Below are 5,140 nucleotides of genomic sequence, written 5' to 3' on the forward strand. Positions count from 1 at the left end.
AAGTGAAACGCCGTAGCGCCGATGGTAGTGTGGGGTCTCCCCATGCGAGAGTAGGGAACTGCCAGGCTCCAAACAAGCATCAAGGCCACTCGAAAGAGTGGCCTTTTTGTCGTCTGGAGTTTATTCATCATTCCGCCATACAAGCCAAGCTCAGCCAGATAAGGTAAACTAGCCGCGTTTAAACTCGGGAAAGATACCACTATGAGCACCTCACTTAAGCCCTTCAATACTTTCGGCATTCAGGCCAGCGCTTCACGAATTGTCATTGCACAGACCGTGCAACAGCTTACAGAAGCATGGAATGATGCGGCTCTGGCTCAGCAGCCGGTTTTGATCCTGGGTGAGGGAAGCAACGTGCTCTTTCTGGAGGATTTCTGCGGTACGGTCATAGTGAATCGTATCTCCGGTATCGAGGTGGTTGAGAAGGACGATGCATGGCATCTGCATGTTGGTGCGGGTGAAAACTGGCATCACCTCGTTGAGTACACTTTGACAAATGGAATGCCGGGGCTGGAGAATCTTGCGCTCATTCCCGGCTGCGTAGGCTCTTCCCCGATACAAAATATTGGCGCCTATGGCGTCGAGCTCAAGCAGGTGTGTAATTACGTTGATTGTGTAGATCTGCGCAGCGGCGAAATGCAGAGGCTGAATAACGCAGAATGTCAGTTTGGCTACCGTGACAGTATCTTTAAACACGATTTGCAGGATAATTTTGCAATCACAGCCGTAGGACTGCGGCTGCCTAAAACCTGGCAACCTGTGCTCACATACGGTGATTTAGCCAAACTGGATCCCGCGAAGGTTACCCCGAAGGCAGTTTTTGATGCTGTTTGCCATATGCGAACAACTAAGCTTCCGGATCCGCGCATTAATGGTAATGCTGGTAGCTTCTTTAAAAACCCCGTTATTCCGGCAGAAATTGCAGCAGAGCTGCTGAGCACTTACTCCAATGCGCCCAACTACCCACAGGCGGATGGCTCCACGAAGCTGGCCGCGGGATGGCTTATCGACCAGTGCCAGCTTAAGGGCTATCAAATCGGCGGCGCAGCCGTTCACCGCCAGCAGGCGCTGGTCCTCATCAACGCAGAGAATGCAGTGAGCCAGGATGTCGTTAACCTGGCGCATTACATTCGTCAGCGAGTGGGTGAAAAATTTAACGTATGGCTGGAGCCTGAAGTTCGGTTTATCGGCTCAGTGGGTGAAGTCAGCGCAGTGGAGACGATAGCGTGAAAGACAATAAAGTCCCTCTTACCCTGATTAGCATCCTTGCGGATGGCGAGTTTCATTCTGGCGAGCAGCTTGGTGAAAAGCTTGGCATGAGCCGGGCAGCGATCAATAAGCATATCCAGACGTTAAGGGACTGGGGTGTGGACGTATTCACCGTACCGGGTAAAGGGTACAGCCTGCCGGATCCCATTCAGCTGCTTGATGAATCCCTGATCAAATCGCAGATAACAAGGGGCTCCGTGGCGGTACTGCCGGTCATTGACTCTACGAACCAATACCTGCTGGAACGACTTGATAAACTTGACTCAGGTGATGCCTGCATCGCTGAATACCAACAGGCGGGGCGTGGCCGACGTGGGAGACAGTGGTTTTCCCCGTTTGGCGCAAATCTCTATCTTTCCATGTACTGGCGCCTGGAACAGGGCCCGGCTGCGGCAGTTGGCCTGAGCCTGGTTATTGGTATCGTGATGGCTGAAGTACTCCGTGAACTTGGCGCTGAAGAGGTCAGGGTGAAGTGGCCGAACGATCTCTATCTTAACGACAGAAAGCTGGCCGGCATACTTGTCGAATTGACGGGTAAAACCGGCGATGCTGCCCAGATTGTTATCGGTGCAGGGATTAATCTTGCCATGCGTAATGTGGCCACTGATGTAATCAATCAGGGCTGGATTAACCTCCAGGAAGCAGGGATTGAAATCGATCGTAATGCGCTGGCTGTTACCTTGATTCAAAAACTGCGTGCGGCGTTAACGCTTTTCGAACAGGAAAGCCTTGTGCCATTCTTATCCCGCTGGGAGGCACTTGATAATTACTTAAATCGCCAGGTTAAATTAATAATCGGCGATCGTGAAATTTACGGTATTTCCCGAGGAATAAACGAGCAGGGTGCCCTGTTATTAGAGCAGGATGGAATTATGAAGCCTTGGGTGGGCGGTGAGATTTCATTACGTGGTGTGAATTAAATTATGGGGGATGGCTCCCCCATTTAGTTATTTTCTGAGCCTGACGTTCTCTACCGCATGGTTTGCGCTTTTGGTCATTATCAGACTTGCACGTTCACGCGTTGGGAGGATGTTTTCTTTTAAATTCAGGCCGTTGATCTCTTTCCATAATTGAGTGGCAATGTTTACCGCTTCATCCTCGGATAATTTTGCATAATTATGGAAATAGGAGTCCGGGTCGGTGAATGCACCTTCACGGAACTTCAGGAAACGCTTGATATACCAGTCCTGCAGCAGATCCTCAGGCGCATCGACGTAAATCGAAAAATCGACAAAGTCCGACAAGAATACATGATGCGGATCATGTGGATAGTCCATGCCACTCTGTAAGACGTTTAATCCTTCAAGAATTAATATATCAGGCTGGGTGACCGTTTTGTCTCCGTCCGGTATCACATCATATATAAGATGCGAATATACGGGGGCGGTGACATTGGTGGCACCTGACTTCAGATCAGAGACAAATTTAACCAGGCGATGCATATCATAGGACTGCGGAAAGCCTTTTTTCTTCATCAGATTACGTTCTTTCAGAACCTTATTCGGATGAAGAAAACCATCTGTGGTAATCAGCTCAACGCGGCGATGTTCAGGCCAGCGGCTTAACAAAGCCTGCAATACACGAGCAGTAGTGCTTTTACCGACGGCTACGCTACCTGCGATGCTAATAATGTAGGGAATACGCTCCCCGTTGGTGCCGAGAAATTGCTCAAGCACGGCCTGGCGGCGCAGATTCGAACTGATATAGAAATTCAGCAGACGCGAAAGCGGCAGATAAATTTCCGCCACCTCTTCAAGTGAGAGATCTTCATTAATGCCTTTCAACCGCGCGACTTCGCCTTCGGTCAGCGTCATTGGCACCGAGTTACGCAGCGCCGCCCACTGGCTACGATTGAACTGCAGATATGGGGTCGTCAACATTTGCTCTTTATTACTCATAAGCATGCTTCTGCCTGTAATTCAGGACAAAATGAACGTTAAACGCGGACTGAGGAAATGAAACTAAGCTCAGATAATCAACGGCGCGCAACGTATTTTACTATTCAACAATGGGCAGGAGGGTAACACCAGATGGGGGAGAATAATAAGAAAAAAACAGTGACGTGATGCTTTCGCAAGGCAGCATCACGTTTTTAGCCGTGCTTAACTGGCAATCGCTCTCATGACCTGATTCACCGCAAATAGGCGTTTATAGTAGATCACAGAGGGGTGGTAGTAGCCATCTTGTGAGCACACATAGTCTGGCAGTTCCCCCAGACAGCGGTACCCCTGAGCGCGATAAAAGGCTTCTGCGGGAGTGCCGGCCTGTATATCCAAAGAGATTAATCCACGGTGATTTGCCAGAGCCGCTTTTTCCAGGGCTGTAATGAGCTGTTTCGCGATCCCTCTGCGCCGGGCCCGGCGATGCACCAGCAGCGATTTTATTACCGCACGGTTTAAACCATCCGGCTCATGGCAAAGCTCAAGACGAACAAACCCTTCGAGGCCTTGCTCATCTCTCGCAATCCACATCAGCAGCTCACCCTTATCCAGAGCGTTTCTTAAACGATAGAAAGTATTTTCAGCTTCCTCCCGTGACAGGGATTGGTGATAGCCCACGGAGGCACCGCTGGCAATTGAGTCGAGGAGCAACGTTGCAAGCTCGCGATAGTAGATGGGCAGTGTGGCAGCATTTAAAGGAACAATTTTCATGATCAGTCCTCCTGCGGGTGTCCTTCTTTAAAGCAAGAAGTGATCCAAGTCACAAATGCTTATGCCAGCGGGGATGGAGTGCTAACGCTGCTCTCGATGCGTCTGGAAAGTGCAACATTGTAGTGAAATGCACTTTGCGAGTGCAAAGTGAACCGGATTATGGTCTGAGGTGGGGATTATAGATTGGCAGAGCACGACAAAAACCTTCCCAAAATGATGGATAAATCATCAAATATTCGATGTGTCGCGCAAAATGTGAGCGGTAGTGCATTTTATTCGATTTTTTTGTTGCATAGCGGCCTCTGTGTTCCTAGAATGCGCGCTACTTGATGCCGACTTAGCTCAGTAGGTAGAGCAACTGACTTGTAATCAGTAGGTCACCAGTTCGATTCCGGTAGTCGGCACCATCAAGTGCCTGGTGGGGTTCCCGAGCGGCCAAAGGGAGCAGACTGTAAATCTGCCGTCATCGACTTCGAAGGTTCGAATCCTTCCCCCACCACCATTTTTAACCTTGATTTTGAGGTTAAACCACACGGTAGAGTCAATATGAGCACCGTGCGGGGAAGGTGAAAACCTTCGACAAGGTTCGAGCTGAGCGCAGCGAAACAACGTGCGCAGCACGGCCCGAAGGGTGAGGAACGAAGTGACGAATAATCCTTCCCCCACCACCATTTTAAGGCGTCGCTTCGCGAAGCCAGAGACGACAAACTCCACGTGAGTCGGCTCGAATCCTGAGAAGATTCGTCTCAGATTCAAAACAGAATTAAGCAGGTAGCCGAGTTCTAAGATGCGGGCATCGTATAATGGCTATTACCTCAGCCTTCCAAGCTGATGATGTGGGTTCGATTCCCACTGCCCGCTCCAGATGTGCTGATATAGCTCAGTTGGTAGAGCGCACCCTTGGTAAGGGTGAGGTCGGCAGTTCGAATCTGCCTATCAGCACCACTTCTATTCTCCTCCCTGTTTTTCTTCTGTTAGTAAATTCAGCAAATTCAGGCATAAGCCTGGTTGATGTGGTGATACCACCGATTTATCCGTGTCTTAGAGGGACAATCGATGTCTAAAGAAAAGTTTGAACGTACAAAACCGCACGTTAACGTCGGTACTATCGGCCACGTTGACCATGGTAAAACAACGCTGACCGCTGCAATCACTACCGTTCTGGCTAAAACCTACGGTGGTTCTGCTCGTGCATTCGACCAGATCGATAACGCACCAGA

At 49.8% G+C, this 5,140-nt stretch carries 4 protein-coding genes, 4 tRNA genes, 1 other RNA gene and 1 pseudogene; 8 read left to right on the forward strand and 2 right to left on the reverse strand.

Annotation, left to right across the window (positions count from 1 at the left end; all coding sequences use genetic code 11):
* Nucleotides 1-198: 198 nt before the first annotated feature.
* A pseudogene (gene murB / locus AAE045_RS22955) lies at nucleotides 199-1,230 on the forward strand (UDP-N-acetylmuramate dehydrogenase); the annotation flags it as partial.
* Nucleotides 1,227-2,189, forward strand: coding sequence for a bifunctional biotin--[acetyl-CoA-carboxylase] ligase/biotin operon repressor BirA (gene birA / locus AAE045_RS22960; RefSeq protein WP_455549648.1), 963 nt, complete (start codon nucleotides 1,227-1,229; stop codon nucleotides 2,187-2,189). The pseudogene murB and the gene birA, both read left to right, overlap by 4 nt.
* A gap of 27 nt (nucleotides 2,190-2,216) precedes the next feature.
* On the opposite strand, the gene coaA is transcribed toward birA, so the two are convergent.
* Nucleotides 2,217-3,167, reverse strand: coding sequence for a type I pantothenate kinase (gene coaA / locus AAE045_RS22965; protein WP_455549649.1), 951 nt, complete (start codon nucleotides 3,165-3,167; stop codon nucleotides 2,217-2,219).
* A gap of 204 nt (nucleotides 3,168-3,371) precedes the next feature.
* Nucleotides 3,372-3,920: an N-acetyltransferase family protein gene (locus tag AAE045_RS22970; RefSeq protein ID WP_455549650.1), complete on the reverse strand. Its 549-nt coding sequence runs from the start codon at nucleotides 3,918-3,920 to the stop codon at nucleotides 3,372-3,374.
* 331 nt (nucleotides 3,921-4,251) lie between these two features.
* On the opposite strand from AAE045_RS22970, the gene AAE045_RS22975 reads away from it, so the two are divergent.
* The 6 genes from AAE045_RS22975 to AAE045_RS23000 form a co-directional block, all read left to right on the forward strand.
* Nucleotides 4,252-4,327: transfer RNA gene (locus tag AAE045_RS22975), tRNA-Thr, on the forward strand.
* Nucleotides 4,328-4,337: 10 nt separating this feature from the next.
* Nucleotides 4,338-4,422, forward strand: a tRNA-Tyr gene (locus AAE045_RS22980).
* A 44-nt stretch (nucleotides 4,423-4,466) separates the two neighbouring features.
* A non-coding RNA gene (locus AAE045_RS22985) (RtT sRNA) lies at nucleotides 4,467-4,591 on the forward strand.
* A 118-nt stretch (nucleotides 4,592-4,709) separates the two neighbouring features.
* A tRNA-Gly gene (locus AAE045_RS22990) sits at nucleotides 4,710-4,784 on the forward strand.
* Nucleotides 4,785-4,789: 5 nt separating this feature from the next.
* Nucleotides 4,790-4,865: transfer RNA gene (locus AAE045_RS22995), tRNA-Thr, on the forward strand.
* Nucleotides 4,866-4,976: 111 nt separating this feature from the next.
* Nucleotides 4,977-5,140, forward strand: a 164-nt coding sequence (locus AAE045_RS23000) for a GTP-binding protein (RefSeq protein ID WP_023158627.1), incomplete at its 3' end; no start/stop codon positions are given.

This window comes from Dryocola clanedunensis, from assembly GCF_038405435.1.
Classification (GTDB): domain Bacteria; phylum Pseudomonadota; class Gammaproteobacteria; order Enterobacterales; family Enterobacteriaceae; genus Dryocola; species Dryocola clanedunensis_A.